Here is a 20,447-nt window from a genome sequence, read left to right as displayed (position 1 = left end):
CCCCCCCCCCCCCCCCCCCCACGACTCCTCAGCTCACCGAGGAAGTCACGGGGGCCGCCTTCGGGGCGACCGGAGCGGCGACGGGACGCTGTCCTGGCAGGAAGGCCGCGATGATGAGGGCGGTGATCGCGGCACCCGCGCCGATGCCCATGACCACCCGGAAGCCGTTCTGCGCGGGGGCCGTGAAAGTGCCCAGCGAGATGGTCATCTGCGCGAGCACGACCCCCGCCACGGCACTGGACACCGAGGTGCCGATCGACCGCATGAGCGTGTTGAGACTGTTGGCGGCAGCGGTTTCCGACACCGGAACCGCGCCCATGATGAGCGCGGGCATCGCCCCGTAGGCGAGACCGATCCCGGCACCGATCACCGCGGAGACGAGCACGAGCTGCCAGATCTGCGCCATCATCACGATGCTCATGCTGTAGCCCAGCGCGACCACGACGGCGCCGAGCATCAGCGTCACCTTGGGGCCCCTGGCCTTCGAGATGCGCGCGGACAGCGGGGCCGTGGCCATCATGACCAGTCCGGACGGCCCCATCACCAGGCCGACGGCCAGCATCGACTGGCCCAGCCCGTACCCGGTGGACGTCGGCAGCTGGAGCAGCTGCGGGAGCACCAGGGACATCGCGAACATCGCGAACCCGAACACGGCCGAGGCGATGTTGGTCAGCAGGACCTGACGCCGCACAGTGGTGCGCAGGTCGACCAGCGGCTCGGTGGTGCGCAGTTCCCACCAGCCCCATACCAGCAGGACGAGGATCGCGACACCGAACAGCCCGATGGTGGACGCGCTCCCCCAGCCCCAGCTGGCCCCCTTGGAGATCGCCAGCAGCAGGCAGATCAGCCCGGTCGACAGCCCGGCCGCGCCCACGAAGTCGAACCGGGCGGGGGTGCGCACCGCGGATTCCGGCACAAGGGTCACCACGAGAGCCGCGGCGACGACACCGAGCACGGCCGAGACCCAGAACAGCATGTGCCAGTCGAACTGTTCGGCCAGGATCGCGGCCGCGGGCAGGCCGAGCGCGCCGCCGACGCCGAGTGAAGCGCTCATGAGCGCGACCGCGGAGCCGAGCTTTTCGCCGGGGAGCTCGTCACGCATGATGCTGATCCCCAGCGGGATGACCCCGGCCGCGAGCCCCTGCAGGGCCCGGCCGACGACCATCGGGGTCAGGGAATCGCTCAGCGCGGCCACCGTCGACCCGATCACCAGCAGGCCCAGGCTGATCAGCAGCATGCGCCGCTTGCCGTACATGTCGCCGAGCCGTCCCACCACCGGCGTCGCCACTGCCCCCGCGAGCAGCGTCGCGGTGATGGCCCAGGTGGCGTCGGACGCCGAGGCGTGCAGCAGCTTGGGGAGTTCGGGGATGAGCGGGATCACCAGGGTCTGCATCAGCGCGACCACGATCCCGGCCAAGGCCAGCACGGCCACCAGGAAATTGGTCCGCGATGGCGCGGACGCCCCGGCGGTTACGGCAGGAACAGCGGGCACGGGAAAGCCTCCGTCTCGAGGGAACGCACGATGATAGCCAGATTAAATCAGTCGCTTGACTTAAGCTAGCAGATTCGGTTAGCTAATCACGAACAGCAGGTGAGCGAATGGAGGACGACGTGATCCAGGGCGAGCAGATGTTGAGCTATCCGATCCCGAGTCAAGAAGCGCTCGAACCACCGGCCGAATGGGCCGAACTCAGGCAGCGATGCCCCGTGGCGCGGGTGAAGCTCCCCAGCGGTGACGAAGCCTCCCTGGTCACGCGCTACGACGACGTCAAACAGGTGTTGTCGGACCCGCGGTTCACCAGGCAGCTCAACGCCGGCAACGCGGCCCGGATCTCCGACAGCGAGTCCGGCGGGGTTTTCAACAGCGACCTGGCCAAAGCACTGCCACAGAGCGGCGCGGAGCACCAGCGGTGGCGCCGCATGGTCAGCAAGTGGTTCACCGCCAAGCGCATGTCCGCGCTGAAGCCGGGGATCGAGGCGATGGCCGGCCAGCTCATCGACGACATGGTGAAGCAGGGCCACCCGGCCGATCTCAAGGCGGGTCTGGGTTTCCCGCTGCCGGTGTGGGTGATTTGCGACCTGTTGGGCGTTCCCGACTCCGACCGCGACAAGTTCGCGCACTGGTCCGACACCCTGATCAACCTGACCCGCTACGAGCAGTCGGAGATCGACGCCGCACAGGGCGAGTTCGTCGCGTACATGGCCGCCCATATCGCCTCCCGGCGCACCGAGCCGGGCGAGGACCTGCTCAGCGAGCTCATCAAGGGCACCGACGCCGAGGGCGAGGGCCTCACCGACGCGGAACTCGTGGCCACCGGACAAGGACTGCTGGTCGCCGGGCACGAGACGACGGCGAACATGATCGCGAAGATGGTCGCGATGCTGCTGGCCGACCGGAGCCGTTGGGAGCAGCTGCTGGCGAACCCGGCGCTCGTGCGCCCCGCGGTCGAAGAGGTGCTGCGGTTCGACGCCAACCCGGGGTTCGGGATGCCGCGCTACATCGGTGAGGACGTCGAGGTGACCGGGGGCGCGATCCCGGCGGGCACCACCGTCATCTGCAGCATGGCCGCCGCCAACCGTGACGACACCGCGTTCGACGGTGCCGGTGAGATGGACCTGACGCGCACGCCGAACCCGCACCTGGCCTTCGGGGCCGGAGCGCATTCGTGCCTGGGACAGGCGTTGGCGCGCACCGAACTGCAGACCGTGCTCGAAGTGCTGCTGCGCCGGTTACCTTCTCTCGAACTCGCCGTGCCGGAAACGGAACTGCGCCAGGTCGAAGGGCTCGCCGTCGGCGGACTGCGTGAACTGCCGGTGCGGTGGTGACCGGCAAGACCGTCCGGGCCGCGCGGGCCGGCGCGACCCGCGAGTCGATCCTGGCGGCCGCGGAACAGCTGTTCGCCGAGCACGGAGTGTTCGCCGTGTCCAACCGTCAGGTCAGCGAGGCCGCGGGACAGGGCAACAACACCGCGGTCGGCTACCACTTCGGCACGAAAGCCGATCTCGTGCGCGCGATCGTGCGCAAACACGCCGAGCAGACCGAACTGAACCGCACGCGGATGGTGGCCGGGCTCGGCGACTCCCCCGGCGTACGCGACTGGGTCGCCTGCCTGACCCGCCCGAACGCCGAACACCTGGCCGTACTGGGCAACCCGACCTGGTTCGCGCGATTCGGCGCGCAGGTGATGACCGATCCGACGCTGCGCGGGATCATGGTCGAAGAGGCGCTCGGCGCCCCTTCATTGCACCAGGTCCTCGCCGGACTCAACCGGTGCCTTCCCGATCTGCCGGCCGAAGTCCGTGCCGAGCGTGACGACATGGCCCGTCAGCTGATGGTGCACATGTTCGCCGAACGCGAGCGCGCGCTCGCCGAAGGCACCCCCACCCCCCGGTCGACCTGGCTCGACGCCGCGGCCGGGCTGGCCGACGCGATCGTCGGCCTGTACCTGGCCCCGGTCACCCGACGGCCATGACGAGAGATACGAACAGAGGAAGCTCATGAAAATCAGTGTGGACGAGGAAAAGTGTTGCGGCGCCGGACAGTGCGTCCTGATCGCGCCGGAGGTGTTCGACCAGCGTGAGGACGACGGGATCGTGATCCTGCTCGACGCCGCGCCTGGCGAGGACCAGTACGGCGCGGTCAGGGAGTCCGCCGACGTCTGTCCCGCGGCCGCGATCGTGCTGCACGAGAACGCGTGAACCCGCCGGCCGACGTCCTGGTGGCCGGCGCTTCCGCGGCCGGGCTCGCCACCGCGGAAGCTTTGCGGCGCAAGGGTTATCAGGGCCACCTGACGATACTCGGCGCCGAGACACATCTGCCCTACGACCGGCCACCACTGTCCAAACAGGTCCTTTCCGGTAGCTGGCTCCCGGAACGGACCCAGCTGCGAACCCAGGAAGTCCTGTCCGCGCTGGACGCCGAGTTCGTCCTCGGTGATCCGGCCGTCGGCCTGGCTGTCGCGGAACGGACCGTGCACACGGCGTCGGGAAGGGCCTTGCGAGCCGACGCTGTCGTCGTGGCCACCGGGGCACGACCCCGCACCCTTCCCGGGCAAGCCGATCTCGCCGGGGTGCACGTGCTGCGCACCCTAGACGACGTGCTGGCGTTACGGGCGGACCTCCTGGTCTCCACCCGGCTCGTGGTCGTCGGCGACGGTGTGCTCGGCGCCGAAATCGCCACCACCGCAAGGGAAATGGGCCTCGACGTCACGATGGCCGGACCCCAGCCGGCCCCGATGGCCAGTCAGGTCGGGTCGCTGGTCTCGGCGATGCTCGGCGAGCTGCACACCGAACGCGGGGTGCGCCTGCGGCTCGGAACCGGCGTCAGCGGACTGTCCGGTGTGGACGGACGGGTCACCGGGGTGCGCCTGGAAACCGGTGAAGTGCTGCCCGCGGACGTCGTCGTCGTGGCGGTCGGTGCCATCCCGTCGACGGAGTGGCTCGAAGGCAGCGGGCTGCGCCTCGAGAACGGGCTGGTGTGCGACTCCCGTTGCCGCGCGGCGGACGGCATCTACGCCGTCGGTGACGTCGCCCGGTGGCACCACGAGAAGCTCGGGACGTTGCTACGGCTGGAAAACCGGACCAACGCCACCGAGCAGGCCATGGCCGTCGCGGCCGACCTCCTCGGCGCCGAACAGCCCTACCACCCCGTGCCCTACTTCTGGACCGACCAGTTCGACGCCAAGCTCCAGATCCACGGTCTACTGCCCGCCGACGCCGACGTGACCATTGTGGACGGTGAGCACGCGAGCCGCCGCTTCGTCGCGCGGTTCAGCCGGCACGGCCGGGTCACCGGCGTCCTCGGCTGGAACATGCCCAAACAGACCCGCCGGCGCCGGCAGGACGTCGTCGACGCGTTGTCCCACCACGTTTCCTAGGAGAAACCTTGACCAGCTCCGTGCATCCCACCGAGATCCCGGACTACCCGATGACCAGGGCGGCCGGCTGCCCGTTCGACCCGCCGCCCGCGCTGCGCGCCCAGCAGGAGGAGGGCGCGCTCGCCAAGGTGCGCCTGTGGGACGGCACCACCCCGTGGATCGTGACCCGGTACGCCGAGCAGCGCACGCTGATGGCCGATCCCAGGGTCAGCGCCGACATCACCCGCCCCGGCTATCCGAGCCCGGCCCCGCTCCCCCGCCCGGCTGAGGACGGCTCCTCGAAAAACAGGCCAGGCTTGAGCTTCATCCTGATGGACGACCCCGAGCACGCGCGGCAGCGGCGGATGGTGACCGGGCAGTTCACCGTCCGGAAGGTCGAAACGCTCCGGCCCGCCGTGCAGAAGATCGCCGACGACCTGATCGACGAGATGCTGGCCGGGCCGAAGCCGGTGGACCTGGTCGAAGCGTTCGCCCTCCCGGTGCCGTCACTGGTCATCTGCGAACTGCTCGGGGTCCCCTACAGCGACCACGACCTGTTCCAGAACCACAGCAAGACCATCATCAAACGGGACGCGACCCAAGAGCAGCGAATGGCGGCCACCGGCGCGCTGGTGGCGTACCTCAACGGCCTGATGGACGAGAAGCTCGCCGCCCCTGCCGACGATCTGCTGTCCGGGCTCGCCGAGCGGGTCAGGGCCGGGGAACTGACGCGGGAAGAAGCGGCGCAGATGGGCGTCCTGCTGCTGATCGCGGGGCACGAGACCACCGCCAACATGATCGCTCTCGGCACGCTCGCCCTGCTGGAGCACCCCGAGCAATTGGCGTTGCTGCGCGACACGGATGACCCGAAGCTCGTGGCGTCGGCGGTGGAGGAACTCCTGCGCTACCTGAACATCACGCACAACGGGCGGCGCCGGGTCGCGACGGAGGACATCGAAATCGCCGGGCAGGTCATCCGCGCCGGCGACGGGCTGATCATGGCCAACGACATCGGCAACCGCGATCCCGGGGTCTTCACCGACCCCGACGACCTCGACCTGCGCCGCGACGCCCGGCGTCACGTGGCCTTCGGTTTCGGCGTGCACCAGTGCCTCGGCCAGCCGCTCGCTCGCCTCGAACTGCAGGTCGTCTACAGCACGCTTTACCGGCGCATCCCGACGCTGCGGCTGGCGGCCGGCCTGGACGAGATTCCCTTCAAGCACAACGGTTCCGTCTACGGCGTCTACTCCCTCCCCGTCACCTGGTGACACCCCGCTCCCACCACGACCAGCCGAAGGGGACTTCATGACGGTATCCATCGACGAAGACAAGTGCGTCGCATCAGGACAGTGCGTGGTCGCCGCCATGGAGGTGTTCGACCAGCGCGACGAGGACGGTGTCGCCGTCCTGCTCAACTCCGACCCGTCAGCCTCGCAGGCCGACGACGTCCGGCAGGCCGCCGCCGTCTGCCCCGCCATGGCCATCCACGTCCAGGACTAGCGCCCCCCGAGGCCGCCATCTGTCGACAGATGGCGGGTGGGGGTCGTGAGTGCGTAACAGTGTTCAAACACTGTTACGCGCTCACGACTGCGGAGACGAAGGTGTCGATGAGGGCGAAGGTGGCTTCCGGTTGTTCGATCTGGGGCAGGTGACCGGCCTTGGGGATGATCTCGAGTCGTCCGTTCCCGAAGGCCTCGGCGTAGGCCGCGCCATAGGCCGGGGTGACGACACGATCGCTTTCACCCCACACCAGAAGGACAGGGAGATCGAGACGGCCCAAGCGGCGAAGCAGTTTGGGGTCGTGCATGTACGGATCGCCCGCGAGGACGCGCATGGTGGCCATGTTCGCCTGCTGGGTGGCGAGTTGGGCGGCGGGGATGTCGGCGGGATCGCGGTAGAAGCGGTCCGAGTCGTGCCAGGCGTAGTCCGCGACGCCGCGGGCGTCCAGCGCGAAGAAGTCGACGATCGGTTCGGACTCGACGTGGACGCCGGCGGCGTCGATCAGGACCAGTCCGGTGATGATCCCCGCGGTGTCGCGCACGGCCATTTCGGCCGCGGTCCAGCCGCCGAGCGAGGAGCCGATGACGAGTACGTCGCGGAGCCCGGCGTCCCGAAGGTAGTCGAGGTAGGTGAGCGCGAGGTCGTCGATGCCGGTCAGCCAGGCGGGGCGCTCGGTGCCGTCCCAGCCGGGGTGCGTGGGCGTGATGGTGTGCGTGGTCCGCGCGAGGTGGTTCGCGAGCCCCGCGACGGTGGCCGGTCCCCCGCCTCCGTGCAGGATCAGGACGGGACGGCCGGTACCGGCTTCGGACAGGGTGAGGGACAGCTCAGCTGGGTTCGCAGGCATGACGACACTCTAACTAAAGATGTTTAGATAAGCTAGTTTAGTCATGGTCTAGACTGAGTCCGTGCCCGACGAACTGCAGGTCCTCGGAAGAGCGGTCAAGCAAGCCCAGTACCACCAGCACCGCGCGCTGGACAGCCGGCTCACGAGCGTGGGCACGACACTCGCGCAGTGGGACGCCCTCCGCGCGATCAGCCGCTCACCCGGGGCATCAGCCCGCGAACTGGCCGCCGCGACGTTCCAGAGCGAGCAGGCGTTCGGAACGCTCGCCGGCCGATGCGCCGCTCAAGGCCTGATCGAACGCAGGCCCGGCAACGGCAGGCGCATCGAGCACTACCTCACCGAAACCGGCGAACAGGTCCTGAAAGCCGGACACCGGATCGCCGACGAAGTCCTGGCCGCGTGCTACTCCGCGCTTTCCCCCGCCGACCGCACGACCCTGCTCGACCTGCTTCAGCGCGTCGAGGCCGGCAAGGACGCATGAATCAAGCGAGGAAATCGAGCACCAAAGGGCTTGCCACAGCACGGAATTCCTCGAAGTAGGCGTGCCGGGCGCCTTCGATGAGGTGCAGGCGGGCATCCGGGATACGGGCGGCGAGCACCGGGGCGTTGGCCGCGGGGTTGAACGTGTCGTCGGTGCCGTGGACTACCAGCGTCGGCGCGGTGATGTCCGGGAGGACGTCCCAGGCGTTGTGCCGATGACTGGCGACGAGGTGCCGCCGCTTGGCGTAGTCGGGCATGTCCGCGTCGCCGAGAGTCGCGTACGGGCCGTGATGCGAAACCAGCCACGACGGCGTGTACATGAGGTCCAGCAGGATTTCCCGCGCCCCGGCCGGGGTGGCGTTGGCCAGCGCCCGCCGGATCGACGCGTCCCGTTCGACGCTGTGCGGCCCACCCGGCGCGGCGCAGCCCAGCACCAGGTTCCGCACGCGGCCGGGATGACTTGCGGCGAGCCGTTGCGCGACCCGGCCTCCCATCGAGGTGCCGTAGACATCGGCACGCTCGATCCCCAGATCGTCGAGTACCGCGATCGCGTCTTCGGCGAATCCGGCGGTGCTGTACGGCTCGTCGGGCTTGTCGCTCTGCCCGGTGCCGCGGTAGTCCAGGACGATCGTGCGGTGCACGGCGTCGAAGTCCTCGCGCACGACGTCCCACCAGTGGTGGTTGTTCGCTTGTCCGGCGAGCAGGAGCACCGGGGTGCCCGTGCCGTGGTCCTGATAGGCGATTCGACAACCGTCGGCGGCGGTCGCGTGCTGCATGGCGCTCTCAATCACAAGTGGAACAGGACCGCCGCAAGCATAGGCAACGGACGCGGCGTGACCGCAACTACCGCCATCTGTCGACAGATGGCGAAGGTCCGATGCCGCCAACTCGGCAATCCCAAACAGGAACCCCTTGTTCAAGGTGAATGGACAACATGTCCGATCGGGATATTTCCGGTGCCCTGAACGGATTTCGGGCCAGAAGAATGGTCTGGACCTGTTAGGGTTCGCCAATCTCTCTTCCCCGTGATCCCGAAGGGAAAACCGTGAAACGCTTACCCGCCTTGGGTACCGTCTTGGCGCTGTCGCTCGTGTTGTTCTCGCCACCGGCGGCCACCGCCACCCCGTCCCCCGCCCAGACGACAGGCCATTCCCAGGGCAAGGTGATGGCCTACTTCGCCGACTGGGACGTCTACGCCCGCAACTACCACGTCAAGAACATCGAGACGTCGGGGTCCGCGGCCAAGCTGACCCACATCAACTACGCGTTCGGCAACGTCGCCGACGGCAAGTGCACCGTCGGCGATCCGTGGGCCGACCACGACATGCCTTACGACGCCGCGAACAGCGTCAGCGGCGTCGCCGACAGCACCGAACCCGGCTCCCTCCACGGCAGCTTCAACCAGCTGCTGCAGCTGAAGAAGCTGCATCCCGGTCTGAAGGTCCTCTGGTCCTTCGGCGGCTGGACCTGGTCGAGCGGGTTCACCGAGGCGGCGAAGAACCCGGCCGCGTTCGCGGAGTCCTGCTACAACCTGGTCAACGATCCCCGCTGGGCCGGGGTGTTCGACGGTATCGACATCGACTGGGAGTACCCCAACGCCTGCGGACTGGTCTGCGACACCAGCGGCCCGGACGCCTTCACCAAGGTGTCCAAGGCACTGCGCGCGAAGTTCGGCCGTTCACAGCTGGTGACCGCCGCGATCACCGCCGACGGCACCCGCGGCGGCAAGATCGACGCCACCGACTACGCCGCGGCGAGCAGGTACCACGACTGGTACAACGTGATGACCTACGACTACTTCGTCGCCGGCGCCAGCCCCACCGGTCCCACCGCGCCGCACTCGCCGCTGCGGCCCTACGCCGGTATCCCCACCGCGGGGTTCCATTCGGACGCCGCCATCCAGAAGCTGCGCCGCGCGGGCGTGCCCTCGGAGAAACTGTTGCTGGGGCTGGGTTTCTACGGCCGCGGCTGGGAAGGCGTCACCCGCAAGCAGCCCGGTGGCACCGCCACCGGACCGGCGCCGGGCACCTACGAAGCCGGTGTCGAGGACTACAAGGTCCTGAAGGACACCTGCCCGTCGAACGGCCTCATCGCCGGAACCGCGTACGCCAAGTGCGGCTCACAGTGGTGGAGCTACGACACCCCCGCCACCGCCTCGGCCAAAGCCGGATACGCGAAGTCGCAGGGACTCGGTGGGGTCTTCGCGTGGGAACTCTCGGGTGACACCGCGAACGCCGAACTGCTCACGGCCATCTCCCGCCGCTGAGCCAGCACGGAGAAGCGGGCCCCGGGTGCTGAACCCGGGGCCCGCTTCTTCCCCGCCAACGGACAGGTCCACAAAGGACTACTCGGCTTCGTATCAGCGCTCCTGGATAAAGGAGGCCGCCTTGATGCAGGCCTCGTATTCGTCCGCCGCGCGGGAATAGTCGAGCTTCCCGGACATCACGCCGACGTCGACCACTTCCAGGCGCGCCTGGAGATCCTGGGCCCGGGCAAGGTGTTCTTCGACGTTGTGCGACTTCAACAATTGCGTGGCAATGGTGGCGGCGATCGAGCATACGGCGGCCAATGCGCACAGCAGCCGCCACGACGGGGCGGAAAGCCCCAAGGTCGTGGTGAGCCAGTCCGCCAGTGGCTTGCCCCCGAATGCCGGCGCCGCGGTGAGGGCGGCGGCGAAAGTGCCCGCGATGATGGTCAGGTTCAGCAGCCTGCGACGACGTGCCGCCGCGCCGGCGAGGTAGATCTCGACCTTCGCACGCTTGGCTCTGATCCAGAGCAAAAGATCGCCGCGAGGATCCTTACCGGGTTGCGCGGTAACCTCGGTGAAAGCTGACATAGCAGAATCCCCTCTCGGCCCCAAAGCACGTTGATCGCGTTACGAAACCCTATGGGCCAGGAAGTCCGGGCACCTGACCGGAAATGGCCGACTTCGCCGATGGCGTCGCATAGTCAAATCTGGTCATACACACCGATTACGCGTCGGGCGGTACACCGTCGACTACCTGAGGTAGCCGCGGTGAATACCGAAATACCTATCCAGTCATATTCACCCCGAGTAATATCGAAGGGGTGGTCAGCTGGGTTCGCCCACCATTGCCGCCGAGCTGGGCAGGGGCAGCGCGGCCGACCTTCGTGGGCCGGGGCCGTGAACTTTCCGCACTCGAGGACGTGTGGTCAGCGGTGACCGACGGTTCTCGCCAGGTGGTGTTCATCGGCGGGGAACCCGGGGCAGGTAAGTCGCGGCTGCTCGCCGAAGTGGCCACAGCGTTGTACCGGCAGGACACCACCGTGCTGGTCGGCGGCTGCATAGCCGAACTGGGTCTCCCCTATCAGCCGTTCGCCGAGCCCATCGAGACGATTCTCCCCGCCCTCGTTCGCGACGAGATACCGGGCGAAGCCGGTGATCGCCCGATCTCCCGGCGACTGATGGCGCTGGCAGGCCGGCGTGAAGGGGACTGGGGCCTGGGCGGGCAACCGGAGCATCACCGTGACCTGTACGACGCCGCCGTTGACGCTTTGCGCGCTGTCGCGGCGGAAAGTCCCCTCGTGCTGGCACTGGAAGATCTGCATTGGGCCGGTGACCCTGCCCTGCAGTTGCTGACCTACCTGGTGGAACGCACCTCCGACTGCCGGGTGCTGCTGCTGGCCACCCATCGCACGACCGCCCCCGAACGGGCCGCGCCGCTGACCCAGGCGATCACGCAGCTCCACCGGCTCGGCGGGGTACGACGCCTGGATCTCGCGCCCTTGGACGTCGATGACATCACGACCTATCTGGTCCGCGAAGCCGGCGTGCCGACGCGGCGAGCGCGACGGCCTGCCACGATCCTCCGCGAACAAAGCGGCGGCAATCCGTTCTTCCTGCGCGAACTGTGGCGCGACCTGTCCTTGCGGGGCGGCTTGGCGGCGATCGACGCCGGCAACGTCGTGGCGCCGGAGTCGGTCCGGGACGCTTTCCGGCTCCGGCTGGACCGGCTCACGGCGGAGCATCGCGAGGTACTCGAACTGGCCGCGGTCATCGGCGACACCTTCGAAGTGGCGATCCTGCTCGCCGCACCCGACTGCGGCACTGGCGCGGTGCTCGCCGCACTCGACGACGCGGTCGCCCTCGGCCTGATCGAACGTCCGGCCGGTGCGGCCGAAGCATTCCGGTTCCCGCATGCACTCGCCCGGCAAGCCGTACTCGATCTGACCCCGCCGTCGCGGCTCATCCTCGCCCACGCACGGGTGGCCGACGTGATCGAACGCCGGTTTCCCGCGATCGACCGTCGCGTGCAGCGGCTCGCGCACCACTACACGGCCGCTCAAGCCTTGGGCCTCGCCGAGAAGGCAGTACGGTACTTGAGCGAATCCGGTCGGCTCGCCGATCGGATTCTCGCGCATGCGGACGCCGCCGCGTTGTTCGACCGCGCCTCGGCCCTCGCCGAGGATCCCGCCCAGCGTGACGAACTGCGGCTGACGGCCGCTCGCAGTTATTTCCTCGGCGCGGACTTCGTTCGGGCTCGTGAGATCGACGAACTCGTGACCACCACAGGGAATCCCGGCACCAAGGTTCGCGCCGCGATCGGCTACGAGAGTGCCTGTTTCCGGGATGGTCTCCCCGGACACCGGGCAGTCGAGCTACTCACGGCAGGACTCCGTTCGATCGACGCCGATCCCGCGGACCCCACCTACGTCCGTGCCCTCGCCAGCCTCGGACGAGCACTCTCGTACTCCGGGCACGTCGAGGAGGCCGACTCGGTGACGGACCGGGCCGTGGAGTTCGCCCGTGCCCTCGGCGACGACGGCCTGCTCGCGGCCGCGCTCCAGTCCAGCGTGACAGCACTTCGAAAACCGTTACATCAACCCCGTATCAGGTTCGACCGCGCCACTGAACTCTGCGACCTCGCGAAGCGAACCCACAGTCTGTACGACCTCGGACCGGCGGCGATGTTCCGGGGACTCGACGCCTACCTCTTGGGTGAACCGCGCTACTTGAACGCGGCCAAGGCCGACCTCCTACGCGCGGCGAACGCGACGGGGCAAGGACATTTCGAATATCTGTCCGGTTGTGTGCGCTATTGCCAGCACTTCCTCGCGGGTGAGTTCGACGCCGCGGAACGTACCTGCGCCTTCCTGCGTGAACTGGGCGAATCCTTCGGAAATGACGACACCGCGGGATCCAACGGCCTGCAGATGTACATGATCCGGCGGGAAACCGGTGCCCTCGAACAAATCCGTCCCTTGATCACCGGCGACGAAGACCCGGCCGAGCACTGGCCGCCTGGTCTCCTCGCGCTCTACACCGAGCTGGAACTCGGCGGGCCGGCGGCGCGGCTGCTGCGCTGGCTGCTGGACAACGATCTGTCCAAGTACCACAACACCTCGCAGTGGCCAGGGGTCCTCGCCTTCATGGTCGAGGCGGCGTTGTTCTTGCGGGACGAGACCGTGGCACACCAGCTCCGGCCGCTCATGGCCGACTTCGCGGGGCACAATCTGGTCGCGGGGGAATTCAACGCTCTCTTCGGAAGCGCCGATCACTACCTCGGCTCGATCGATTCGCTGCTCGGCCGAGGTTCGCCGGAGGAATTGTTCACCTGCGCGCTGGAAATGGACGTACGGAGCGAATCACCAGTGCACCAGGCACAGACATTGGCAGCACACGCCGCGCATTTACGGCGTCACGGAGCCTCGGCGTCGACGGAAGAGGTGACGGCGCGGGCACGTTCGCTCGCCGAGAGTCTCAACCTTTCGCGGGTCCTGCGTATGCTCAAACCGCCGGCCGGCTCCTCGCGTTCACGGCGACCGGACGGCCTGACCGTCCGGGAGATCGAAGTACTCACTTTGCTCGCCGAAGGACTGGGCAACCGGCAAATCGCGGACCGGCTCGTGATCAGTGAAAACACCGCAGCCAACCATATCCGGAGCATCCGGGGGAAGACCGGCTCGGCCAATCGCACCCAGGCAGCCATCTACGCCGCAACACGAGGGCTGCTCACCTAACGTACTTCACCGGCAAGTCGGGCTACAGTGGACTCAGGGCCCCATCCGGTGAGACTCTGTCGGCCACCTCGACAATCACGTCCGCGGGCAACCCTGCCCGCCGGGCGGCATTCCGGACGGCTTCCTCCGACGGAGCGTCATAGAGGCAGTAGCTCTTACGTTTGTCTTTGGACAGGAACGAATACAGCCAGCGCACGCCCTCGTCGTCGTTGATCAGGTTTATCTGACCGGCACGTTCCGCGCTGGCCTCGAATTGAGCCGCGTAACGTCGTTCGATCAAGAAAACAGGCATCGATATGCCCTTCTCGTCGGAAATCACCGTTCAACCTACGCTCGGCCACCGCGATAGTCGAGCGCACCGCATCACCGAGAAATAAACCCGGACAGCGTTGCCCGTGGAATTGACGCCTATTCCGCCGGAAGCCTCGCCATAGTCTGGGCGAGGTTGTTGCTCAGGTGCGCGGCCGTGGCACGGGCGGCGCGGCTTTCCCCGACTTCGCCCCGAAATCCACTGGCAGTCGGCCGACGGCGGGCTCGTCACCACCTACAAGCACTACCACGGCACCCACCAGGGTGACATCTTCGGCATCGCCCCACCGGGCGGAAAATCAGCTTCTACACCGTCGACGTCATCCGCGTCACCGACGGCAAGATCACCGATCACTGGGGGCGCCACGCTCCTCTACCTCGTCAAGCAGCTCGGCGCTTTCCCACCGGAACTCAAGGTCTGAACCGCCTGGCGCTAGGCGTCCACCAGCGTGGTGACGATGGTCCGGAACGACTTGGCGAGGCGGTCGCCCTCGCCGCGTTCCAGCATCCGCAGGATCGGGTCACTGCTCAACGTCGACAACAAGATATGGGCCACCAGCTCGGTATCCAGATCGGGGCGCTGTGCCGCGAGCAGCTCGGTGATGTGCCCGTGCCAGAAGGAGTAGACCGGATGAGCGCTGCGTGAGTCCGGTTCGGGCTTCTGCGTGGTGGTCACCGCGTGGCCCAGCGCGGCCAGCAGGCCCTTGTTGCGGGCGACCACGTCGACGACGCCGTCCAGGAACGCCAACAGCCGCTCGCGCGGCTCGGCGCCGGGGCCCAGTGGCGGCGGACCGGACGTGACAGCCTCGCGCAAGGCGAGCGCTCGGTCCTCGACCAGTGCCAGCATGAGGCCCATGCGGCTGCCGAAGCGGTGGAACACCGTGCCCTTGCCCACGCCGGCTTCGGCGGCCACCAGCTCCATCGAGATCTGCTCCGGGCGGTGCCTGGTCAGCAGTTCCTCGGTCGCCTGCAGGATCGCGCGCCGGTTGCGCTGCGCGTCGGCGCGTTCGCGACGGGCCATTTTCCCTCCAAGATTTACTGGACCGGCGGTCCAGTAAGCGTTATATTGACCGTCAGTCCAGTTTAGCTGTTGAGAGGGGATCCCTATGCGTCGCGTCCGCTATTACGAGTACGGCGGCCCGGAAGTACTCCAGGTCGAAAAGGCAGAGGTCCCGACGCCGGGACCCGGTCAGGTGCTCATCAAGGCCGAGGCGATCGCCGCCAACTTCGTCGACACCAAATACCGGCGTGGCCCGGAGAGCGGCGTGATCTTCAACCGGCCGCTGCCCGGCAAGCCCACCGGTGACGTCGTCGGCACGATCGAAGCCCTCGGCGAGGGCGTCGACTCCCGCCAAATCGGCCAGCGCGTCGCGGCGCTGGCGGCGGAGGACGCGTACGCGGACTTCGTACTCACCGACGCACAGTGGCTCGCGACGGTGCCCGACGGGCTCGACGTCGGCTCGGCCACCATGCTGCCCATGGGCGCCCCGGTCGCGCTGCGGACCCTGCGTACCGGCAACCTCATCGAGGGCGAGACAGTGCTGGTCCACTCGGCCGCCGGCGGCATCGGGCACCTCGCCGTGCAGCTGGCGAAGCTCGCCGGTGCGGGCACGGTCATCGCCACGGCCAGCTCCGAGGCCAAGCTCGAGTTCGCGGGCAAGTACGGCGCGGACCACGGCATCAACTACACCGACGAGGACTGGACCGACCAGATCCGCAAGGTCGCACCGAAAGGCGTCGACGTCGTGCTCGACGCCGTCGGTGGCGACATCCTCCTGCGCAGCTTCGAAGTACTGGCCCCGTATGGCCGCATCGTGATCTACGGCGCGGCCACCGGCGAGCTCGTCAGCGTGCCCGTCACGAGTATCTTCGGCCTGAAGTCCCTCGCCGGGTTCAACCTCACCGCCTGGCGGATGACCCGGCCCGAGCAGGCGCGCGCGGAAATGGACGAGCTCGCCGAACTGTTCGCGGCAGGCAAGCTGACCTCGGCCGTGCACGCCACCGTGTCGCTCGACGAAGCCGCCGAGGCACACCGGCTGCTCGACGACCGGTCCGTCTTGGGCCGCGTTCTCCTGCAGCCGTAAGGACTTTCGGTATTCAAGGAGCTCAGGCGACGACGGGCGCCAGCCGGAGATCCCTGGCCAGCGCGGCGGCTTCACCCCGCGAGCTGACTTCCAGCTTCTCCAGCAGGTTGCGCACGTGGAACTTGACCGTGTGCTCGCTCAACTGGAGCTGCTCGGCGATCTGGCGGTTGCGCTGGCCACGCGAGATGCCTTCGAGAACCTCGAGCTCGCGGGAGTTGAGCCGGTCGAGCGGGCGCACCGTCAGCGGTTCGGTGATCTCCAGCGGTAGCACCGCGGTGATCGTGGTGCCCCAGCCGGGCACGGCATCGACCTCCCACTGCCCGCCGAGCGGAGCGATCCGCTCCGACAGCCCCGGCGCCGGGGTGACGCCGTCGGTTTCGGGAGCGTCGTCGCGAACGGTGATCCGCAACGACGGACCGTTCAGCGTCCACGACGCACGGACCCGCCGGGTACCCGGCCGAGCGAGCGCGGCGAGCACGAGCCCGGTGGTGACCGTGCGCGCGGTGTGCGCGATGGCCTGCGCCAGCGAACGGTCCTCCGCCGGACCGGCCAGGTCCAGCGCGACGTCGATGTGCCGGGCCAGCGGACCGAGCCGTTCGATGAGCTCGGCGAAGGCGGTCGATGCGAACTCGGCGGAGAGCACTTGGTCGCGGTCGGCGACAGCGCGCAGGTCGAGCAGCGCGGTCGCGGCCAAATCCGTCGCGGTCCGCCGGGCGACCTGGTCGGTCAGCGACCGTGAACGCAGGACGCCGAGCAGCGCGACCAGCGTCGTCGCCTGGGTCAGGCCGAGGTCGGTGATCGCCCGCGCCCGCGCCGTGGCCGCGGCGAGCGTACCGGCGAGCAGGTCCGGGGCGGGATCGACGGCGCGCTGTCTTGCCTCGACGCTGACGATGTTCCACAACCGCTCCACGACGGCCAACGCCTCTTCACCGGGCTGACCGGACGGCACCAGCACGGCCATCGCCCTGTTGCCGACGGCGGGGGCCGAAGTGACCAGGACCAGCGACCGCCGCGCGCCGGCCAGGACGCCGTCGACCACAACGGCCCGGCCGGGTTCACCGGCCGCGTCCAGATGCTGGAGCTCGGTGCTGGTGATCAGGTCCGTGACCGTCTTGTCGCCGCTGAACTTGACCGGGGTCCGCGGGCAGTCACCCGTCTGCATGACCGCGGCGTGATGCGGCAGCACGCCGCTGATCTCACGGGCGAAACGGGGCAGCAGGTCCGGCACGGGCGCGTTCAACACCCTGTCGACGACGTCGAGCACGTGCAGCGCGTCGGACCACGACTCATCCATGACCACCAGCGTAGGCCGATCGGCTGAGGGGCCACTGCTCGTCCGGCTAGTGAACACTGCTCGTCCGAGTGGTTCGGCGGGCGCGTCAGTGGACTTTGCTGGACAAAGACGTTCACCACCGACCGTCACGACCGAGGAGAAGAAGCATCATGCGAGCCATCGTCTACACCCAGTACGGCGACGCGGACGTCCTGCGCCTGGAAGAGATCTCCAAGCCCGAGCCCGGCCCGGGGCAGGTCCGGATCGCGGTGCGGGTCGTCGGCGTCAACCCGATCGACTGGAAGATCCGCTCCGGCGCCATGGCACAGGGCGCGGCGCTCGAAGGCACCAATATCCCGGGGGTCGAGGCGGCGGGCGTTGTCGACGCCGTCGGCGAAGGCGCGCGGTTCGCGGTCGGCGACGAGGTCTTCGGCTGGACCGAAGGCGGCGCGTACACCGAATACGCCCTGGCGTCGGCCGGCTTGATCACTCTCAAGCCGGAGTCGGTGTCCTGGCGGGAGGCGGCGGCGCTGCCGGTCTCCGGGGAGACCGCGCTGCGGGCGCTGCGGCTGCTGGAGGTCGGCGACGGCGACGTCCTGCTGATCCACGGCGCGAGCGGCGCCGTCGGGCGGGTCGCGACCCAGCTCGCGCTGGCGCTCGGCGCGACCGTCATCGGCGTCGGCGGCCGCCGGGCACAGGACGATCTGAAGTCGCTGGGCGCGATCCCGGTGCTCTACGGCGACGGCTGGGCCGACCGGGTCCGGGAAGCCGCGCCCGAGCCGGTGGGCAAGGTGCTCGACGCGGCGGGTTACGGCGTCCTGCCGGAGTCCGTGGAGCTCGTCGGCGACAAGGCTCGGGTGGTCACCATCGCCGACGCGGCGGCGTTCGAACTGGGCGTCACCTTCACCACCGGTGCCGGGGAAGAGGAGCGACTGGCGGCCCTCGAGGAGATCGCCGCGCTGGCGGCCGACGGCAAGGTGCACGTGGTGCTGGGCAAGGACTACGCACTCGCCGACGCCGCCGACGCCCAGCGGGAAAGCGCCACCGGCCACAGCGGCGGCAAGATCACGCTGTCCGTCTAGGACACGGCCGAGGACGCGGGGTGAGCGGCCTGACCGCTCACCCCGGGCCCGGTCGTGCCGTCCGGCGGCTCAGTGCCCGAGCACGTCCTGAACGTGCTCGGCCTGAGCCGGGCTCGCGAAATAAGGGCCGGCGAGTTCCCGCCACCGGGCGAAGTCCAGCCGGGAGGCAGGTGCCAAGACCGGTCAGGAATCGAGAAGCGCCGGTCGCCGAGCCGCACCTAGCGTGATGGCCATGGCATTCATCGAATCCGTCACCCTCGACGTGACCGACCCCACCACCGCCCACCGCTTCTACACCACCGCCTTCGGCCTGGATACCCAGCTACGCCTGCGGGCCTCGGAGGCACCCACGACCGGCTTCCGCGGGTTCACGCTGTCACTCACCGTGTCCCAGCCCGCCACCGTCAACAGCCTCATCGACGCCGCCCTCGATGCCGGCGCCACATCACTGAAACCCGCCGCGAAGTCGATGTGGGGCTACGGCGGTGTCGTCCGAGCCCCGGACGGCACGATCTGGAAGGTCGCCACCTCGGCGAAGAAGGACACCGGCCCCGCCACCCGGCAGATCGACGACATCGTGCTCCTGCTGGGAGTCACGGATGTGGCCGCGAGCAAGCGGTTCTACACCGACCGCGGCCTTGCCGTGGCGAAGAGCTTCGGCCGCATGTACGTCGAGTTCGCGAGCGAGTCGAGCCCCGTCAAGCTGGCGCTGTACCGGCGCCGTGCCCTGGCCAAGGATGCCGGTGTCTCCCCCGACGGCACCGGATCACACCGGCTCATCATCGGCGGCGACACCGGCCCCTTCACCGACCCCGACGGGTTCGCCTGGGAGGCCATCTCGCTGGCGCCCACGCCCTGAGGTGTCCCCATGACACGGAATCTCGTCGACGCCGCCCGAAAGGCCGAGGTGCCGCCGCATCTGATGACCGGGCTTGACCTCGCCTCAGGTCGAGGTTTTAGGCTCTGCCGCTATGACCGACGCCCCACTGTGGACCAAGGACAAACCGCCTCGTCAAGGCCTGGGCCTGATGCGCCTGCGTGACGCCGACGGCGGCACGCCGGACGCGGACCGCGACCCGGTCGCCGTCGTGCATGCGGCCCTCGACGCCGGCATCACCCTGCTGGACACAGCCGAGCTGTACGGCAACGAGGATCTGGTGGGCCGCACCATCGCGGGACGGCGACACGAAGTCACCTTGTGCACCAAGTTCGGGGTGGTGTGGGGCGCGCAATCCGACGACTGGAGCGTCCACGCCGACCCCGCCTCGGTCGTCGCCTCCTGCGAGGCCAGCCTGAGCCGCCTCAACATCGAGACGATCGACCTGTACTACCTCCACCACCGCAGCGAGGACACCCCGATCGAGGAAACGATCACCGCGATGGCCGAACTGGTCGACAGCGGCAAGATCCGCGCCATCGGGCTGTCCAACGTCACGGCCGAAGACGTCCGCCGCGCCCACGCGGTGCACCCCATCCTCGCCGTCCAGGAGCAGTGGTCATTGGCCTCCCGAGACGTCGAGACGACAATGCTGCCCACCGTCGTGGAGCTCGGCATCACGCTCGTCGCCCACTCACCGCTCGGGCACGGCATCCTCGGCGGAACTTCGGATCCGGCGTCGCCGGACGTCGCCCGCACGCTGGCCGACATCGCCACCGGCGACGGTGTGAGCGCCGGGCAAGTGGCACTTGCGTGGGTGCACAGTCAAGCGGAGCGGCGAAACCACCCGGTGGTACCGCTGCCGGGCTCGACAAGCGTTCAGCACGTGCTGGCCAACGTGCTCGCCTCGACGATTCGGCTCCGTGACGAGGACATAGTCAGGCTGGATGAGGTCAGCGCCGCCACCGGACCCATCCCCAGCAGGTGACGGCGGCCTCGAAGAACAGACCGGCGTTGAGCGCCGCGTAAGGCAAAACGCCGGCGAGCGGTGGCAGAAACGCAGTCGTCCCCTGGGATCTGGCCACACTCGACGACATCCGTGACCACTCAGCAGACCGCGCGTGCGCGCTCAGTGGCCGCGGACCGGACCGTGAGGAATG

Annotated in this window: 20 protein-coding genes; 13 read left to right on the top strand and 7 right to left on the bottom strand. The window is 68.4% G+C overall.

The window, feature by feature from the left end:
* Positions 1-28 precede the first annotated feature (28 nt).
* Positions 29-1,492, bottom strand: coding sequence for an MFS transporter (locus VGP60_RS14225; RefSeq protein ID WP_327548452.1), 1,464 nt, complete (start codon positions 1,490-1,492; stop codon positions 29-31).
* Between the two features lie 107 nt (positions 1,493-1,599).
* On the opposite strand from VGP60_RS14225, the gene VGP60_RS14220 reads away from it, so the two are divergent.
* From VGP60_RS14220 to VGP60_RS14195, 6 genes are read left to right on the top strand one after another with little or no spacing between them, the layout of a single operon-like run.
* Positions 1,600-2,826 carry a cytochrome P450 gene (locus VGP60_RS14220; RefSeq protein WP_327548451.1) on the top strand — a complete coding sequence of 409 codons (1,227 nt, stop codon included), beginning with the start codon at positions 1,600-1,602 and terminating at the stop codon, positions 2,824-2,826.
* Positions 2,823-3,473: a TetR/AcrR family transcriptional regulator gene (locus VGP60_RS14215; RefSeq protein WP_327548450.1), complete on the top strand. Its 651-nt coding sequence runs from the start codon at positions 2,823-2,825 to the stop codon at positions 3,471-3,473. The genes VGP60_RS14220 and VGP60_RS14215 overlap by 4 nt, the downstream gene beginning before the upstream one ends.
* Positions 3,474-3,498: 25 nt before the next feature.
* The gene (locus VGP60_RS14210; RefSeq protein ID WP_327548449.1) at positions 3,499-3,699 is read left to right on the top strand and encodes a ferredoxin; all 201 of its coding nucleotides are present in this window, start codon (positions 3,499-3,501) and stop codon (positions 3,697-3,699) included.
* On the top strand, positions 3,696-4,877 hold the full coding sequence (locus tag VGP60_RS14205; RefSeq protein ID WP_327548448.1) for an NAD(P)/FAD-dependent oxidoreductase: 1,182 nt from the start codon (positions 3,696-3,698) through the stop codon (positions 4,875-4,877). The genes VGP60_RS14210 and VGP60_RS14205 overlap by 4 nt, the downstream gene beginning before the upstream one ends.
* 50 nt (positions 4,878-4,927) lie before the next feature.
* Positions 4,928-6,124: a cytochrome P450 gene (locus VGP60_RS14200; protein ID WP_327548457.1), complete on the top strand. Its 1,197-nt coding sequence runs from the start codon at positions 4,928-4,930 to the stop codon at positions 6,122-6,124.
* Between the two features lie 37 nt (positions 6,125-6,161).
* On the top strand, positions 6,162-6,356 hold the full coding sequence (locus VGP60_RS14195) for a ferredoxin (protein ID WP_327548447.1): 195 nt from the start codon (positions 6,162-6,164) through the stop codon (positions 6,354-6,356).
* Between the two features lie 73 nt (positions 6,357-6,429).
* Here VGP60_RS14195 and VGP60_RS14190 read toward each other — a convergent pair whose 3' ends face one another.
* Positions 6,430-7,200, bottom strand: coding sequence for an alpha/beta hydrolase (locus tag VGP60_RS14190; RefSeq protein WP_327548446.1), 771 nt, complete (start codon positions 7,198-7,200; stop codon positions 6,430-6,432).
* Between the two features lie 61 nt (positions 7,201-7,261).
* Here VGP60_RS14190 and VGP60_RS14185 point away from each other — a divergent pair, with 61 nt between their 5' ends.
* Positions 7,262-7,681 carry a MarR family winged helix-turn-helix transcriptional regulator gene (locus VGP60_RS14185; RefSeq protein WP_327548445.1) on the top strand — a complete coding sequence of 140 codons (420 nt, stop codon included), beginning with the start codon at positions 7,262-7,264 and terminating at the stop codon, positions 7,679-7,681.
* 1 nt (position 7,682) lies between these two features.
* Here VGP60_RS14185 and VGP60_RS14180 read toward each other — a convergent pair whose 3' ends face one another.
* The gene (locus VGP60_RS14180) at positions 7,683-8,456 is read right to left on the bottom strand and encodes an alpha/beta hydrolase (protein ID WP_327548444.1); all 774 of its coding nucleotides are present in this window, start codon (positions 8,454-8,456) and stop codon (positions 7,683-7,685) included.
* Between the two features lie 314 nt (positions 8,457-8,770).
* Here VGP60_RS14180 and VGP60_RS14175 point away from each other — a divergent pair, with 314 nt between their 5' ends.
* A complete protein-coding gene (locus tag VGP60_RS14175; RefSeq protein WP_327548456.1) occupies positions 8,771-9,946 on the top strand; it encodes a glycoside hydrolase family 18 protein in 1,176 nt (391 codons plus the stop codon).
* Positions 9,947-10,039: 93 nt separating this feature from the next.
* Here VGP60_RS14175 and VGP60_RS14170 read toward each other — a convergent pair whose 3' ends face one another.
* On the bottom strand, positions 10,040-10,516 hold the full coding sequence (locus VGP60_RS14170; protein WP_327548443.1) for a hypothetical protein: 477 nt from the start codon (positions 10,514-10,516) through the stop codon (positions 10,040-10,042).
* 233 nt (positions 10,517-10,749) lie between these two features.
* Here VGP60_RS14170 and VGP60_RS14165 point away from each other — a divergent pair, with 233 nt between their 5' ends.
* On the top strand, positions 10,750-13,662 hold the full coding sequence (locus VGP60_RS14165) for an ATP-binding protein (protein ID WP_327548442.1): 2,913 nt from the start codon (positions 10,750-10,752) through the stop codon (positions 13,660-13,662).
* A gap of 22 nt (positions 13,663-13,684) precedes the next feature.
* Here VGP60_RS14165 and VGP60_RS14160 read toward each other — a convergent pair whose 3' ends face one another.
* Both VGP60_RS14160 and VGP60_RS14155 read right to left on the bottom strand, forming a co-directional pair.
* Complete coding sequence (locus tag VGP60_RS14160) at positions 13,685-13,981, bottom strand: DUF4242 domain-containing protein (protein WP_327548441.1); 297 nt, start codon at positions 13,979-13,981, stop codon at positions 13,685-13,687.
* A gap of 423 nt (positions 13,982-14,404) precedes the next feature.
* On the bottom strand, positions 14,405-14,992 hold the full coding sequence (locus VGP60_RS14155; RefSeq protein WP_327548440.1) for a TetR/AcrR family transcriptional regulator: 588 nt from the start codon (positions 14,990-14,992) through the stop codon (positions 14,405-14,407).
* Positions 14,993-15,077: 85 nt separating this feature from the next.
* Here VGP60_RS14155 and VGP60_RS14150 point away from each other — a divergent pair, with 85 nt between their 5' ends.
* Positions 15,078-16,055, top strand: coding sequence for a quinone oxidoreductase family protein (locus VGP60_RS14150; protein WP_327548439.1), 978 nt, complete (start codon positions 15,078-15,080; stop codon positions 16,053-16,055).
* 22 nt (positions 16,056-16,077) lie between these two features.
* On the opposite strand, the gene VGP60_RS14145 is transcribed toward VGP60_RS14150, so the two are convergent.
* Entirely contained in the window at positions 16,078-17,349 is a 1,272-nt protein-coding gene (locus tag VGP60_RS14145; RefSeq protein ID WP_327548438.1) for a helix-turn-helix transcriptional regulator, read from the bottom strand.
* A 149-nt stretch (positions 17,350-17,498) separates the two neighbouring features.
* Between VGP60_RS14145 and VGP60_RS14140 the strand changes: the two genes are divergently transcribed.
* The 3 genes from VGP60_RS14140 to VGP60_RS14130 all read left to right on the top strand — a co-directional run bounded on the left by VGP60_RS14140 (position 17,499) and on the right by VGP60_RS14130 (position 20,275).
* Positions 17,499-18,410: an NADP-dependent oxidoreductase gene (locus tag VGP60_RS14140; protein WP_327548437.1), complete on the top strand. Its 912-nt coding sequence runs from the start codon at positions 17,499-17,501 to the stop codon at positions 18,408-18,410.
* 232 nt (positions 18,411-18,642) lie between these two features.
* Entirely contained in the window at positions 18,643-19,269 is a 627-nt protein-coding gene (locus VGP60_RS14135; protein ID WP_327548436.1) for a glyoxalase, read from the top strand.
* Positions 19,270-19,381: 112 nt separating this feature from the next.
* A complete protein-coding gene (locus tag VGP60_RS14130; protein ID WP_327548435.1) occupies positions 19,382-20,275 on the top strand; it encodes an aldo/keto reductase in 894 nt (297 codons plus the stop codon).
* The last annotated feature ends 172 nt before the right edge of the window (positions 20,276-20,447 follow it).

This window comes from Amycolatopsis sp. (assembly GCF_036008905.1).
Taxonomy (GTDB): Bacteria; Actinomycetota; Actinomycetes; order Mycobacteriales; family Pseudonocardiaceae; genus Amycolatopsis.
Note: the sequence above shows the minus strand (reverse complement) of the source record. Positions and strands in the feature narration are given on the sequence as shown.